This is a genomic window from bacterium, from assembly GCA_021372775.1.
Taxonomy (GTDB): domain Bacteria; phylum Acidobacteriota; class Polarisedimenticolia; order J045; family J045; genus JAJFTU01.
Genome location: JAJFTU010000072.1, coordinates 1 through 2,373 on the forward strand (window position 1 = coordinate 1; position 2,373 = coordinate 2,373).

Consider the following 2,373-nt stretch of genomic DNA (forward strand, 5'->3'; position numbering starts at 1 on the left):
ATCGGCAGCGCCTCGTCGTTGAAGTTGATGAAGTCGCCGTTCTCGGTGTAGCGCCACCAGTAGAGCCCGCCCCCGAAGCCGAGGTACGGAATCACCGGCGCCTTCTTCCCCGCGGGATAGAAGACGAGGCCGACCGTGAACGGCGTGACCTCGAGCTTGGTGCGGTGCGAGATCGGCGCGCCCCCCTCGAGGTAATCGCGGTAGGACTGCGTCGTCGCCCCTTCGACCGTCTCCAGCGAGAACATCACGCTCGCGTTGGCGTTGATCGACCAGAGGAAGTCGCCGCCCCACATGACGTCCTTGAGGTCGGACGCGGAGCCGGTGAAGAGCTGCGAGTTGCCGTCCCAGAACTCGGAGTCGCCGCGCGGCTCGAACGTGCCGACCGACAGCCGGAACTGCCCCTGCTCGTAGTCCGGCCCGCCGACCGGGCCGCGCGGAAAGTGACGCGGGGAACCGGCGAAGGCGGGCGCAGCCATGGCCAGAGCCGCGATGATCGTCAGAGTGAACGTCGGAAGTTTGCGCATCGTAGTCTCCCTCTCGGCGCCCGCGTTCCGTCGCTCGTTCCGCTGCGGGCACGACCGACACTAAAGCAATCGCGGCGCCACGGGCGGAAGGGCCGCCCGCCCCCGATATACGGCCGCCCGCGCCCCTTTGCCGTCCGCGCCGCGCGGCGGGCGCCACCTGCGGAGGACGGGCGCCGTCCCGTCCAGCGGGCGGCGCGCGGCGGTTCGGAACGCGCCGCGCCCCCGCGCGCGCCGCGGTCCAAGGCGCGCCGGCCGATCAGACCGCGCCGCGGAAACCGGGGCGGGCGCCGAAGACGCGCGGCGCGGCGCGGCCGTCTCCGCGGACCGCGGCGAGCAGCGCGAGCGCCCGCGGATCGCGTCCCAGCTTGCCGCAGAAGAGCAGCCCTTCGACGTGCGGACGGAGGGCGCGCGCCACCTCCCCCGCGATCGCCAGCCCGATCTCCTCCGCCGCCTCGGGGGTCGCCGCCTCGGCCATCCGATCGACCATCGCCTGCGGGACGCTCACCCCCGGCGTCTCGGCGGCGAGCGTCTCCAGCTCCCGCGCCGAGCGCGGCGGCCAGACCGCGGCGACGACCGGCGGACGGAACGGCTCGACCGCCGCGAGGAAGGAGAGGAAGTCGTCGACGTCGAAGACCGGCTTGGTGAAGACGACCTCGGCGCCGGCGTCGATCTTCCACGCGAGACGATCGACCTCCGCCGCGCGCTCGGGCGAGGCGGGGGTGGCCTCGACGCCGACGAAGAACGCCGTCGGGGCGCCGATCGCGTTGTCGCCGACGTCGAGCCCGCCGTTGAGGCGGTGCGCGACGTTGGCGAGGCCGACGGCGTCCACGTCGAAGACCGGCGTCGCCCAGATCGGCTCGCCGGGGCGCGGCAGCTGCCCGGTGACCAGCATCAGGTTCCGCACGCCGAGGGCGTGCGCGCCGAGCAGATCGGACTGCATCCCGAGCAGGTTGCGGTCGCGGCAGGAGTACTGCAGCAGCGGCTCGGGGGTTCCGTCGCCGGCGCGCGCCTCCTCAAGCACGACGGCGGCGAAGGCCAGCGGCGCGAGGCGCGCCCCGGCGAGACGCGGATCGTCGGCGACGAGCGCGGCGTCCACGCCGGCCGCGGCGAGCGCGCGGATCTCGGCGCGGCGCGCCGCGGTCTCCCAGCCGCGGGGCGGCGGAAGCTCGACCAGCGAGACGAACAGCCGGGCGTCGATCTTCGCCGCGAGGGCCGACTTCGCCGCGGCGGCGACGCGCGGGCAGGCCGGCTCGGCGGAGGGGGCGACGACGACGCGCGGCGCGATCTCGCGCGGCGCGACGCCGCCGAGCGCCTCGCTCATCGCGCGGACGTGCTCCGGCGTCACGCCGCAGCAGCCGCCGACGACGCGCGCCCCCGCGTCGACGAAGCGGCGCGCGCAGCGGGCCATGTAGGTCGGGCTGGCGAGGTAGTGCATCCGCCCCTCGATCGCCCGCGGCAGGCCGGCGTTCGGCAGGGCGGCCAAGGGACGCGAAGCGACGGTGGCCATCGCCTCGACGACCGAGAGCATCGCCGCGGGGCCGACGGAGCAGTTGACGCCGACCACGTCCGCGCCCGCCTCCTCCAGCCGGCGCGCGACCCATTCCGGCGGGACACCTTCGGGGGTCCGCCCTTCCTCGTCCACCGTCATCAGCGCCGCGACCGGCAGGCCGCCGACGGCGCGCGCGGCGCGCACCGCGGCTTGGATCTCGACGAGGTCGGCGAACGTCTCGAGGACGAGGAGATCGACGCCCCCTTCGGCGAGCGCCTCCATCTGCTCGCGGAACAGCGCCTCCCCCTCGGCGACCGACGTGGCGCCCCACGGCTCGAGGCGGATGCCGAGCGGGCCGAC

General features: G+C 75.1%; 2 protein-coding genes. Both read right to left on the reverse strand.

Going from position 1 to position 2,373, the window contains the following annotated elements; genetic code table 11:
* The coding region (locus tag LLG88_02775; protein MCE5245831.1) for a hypothetical protein at nucleotides 1–524 on the reverse strand (524 nt) is incomplete at its 3' end.
* Nucleotides 525–780: 256 nt separating this feature from the next.
* On the reverse strand, nucleotides 781–2,373 hold a 1,593-nt coding region (locus tag LLG88_02780), incomplete at its 5' end, for a homocysteine S-methyltransferase family protein (protein MCE5245832.1).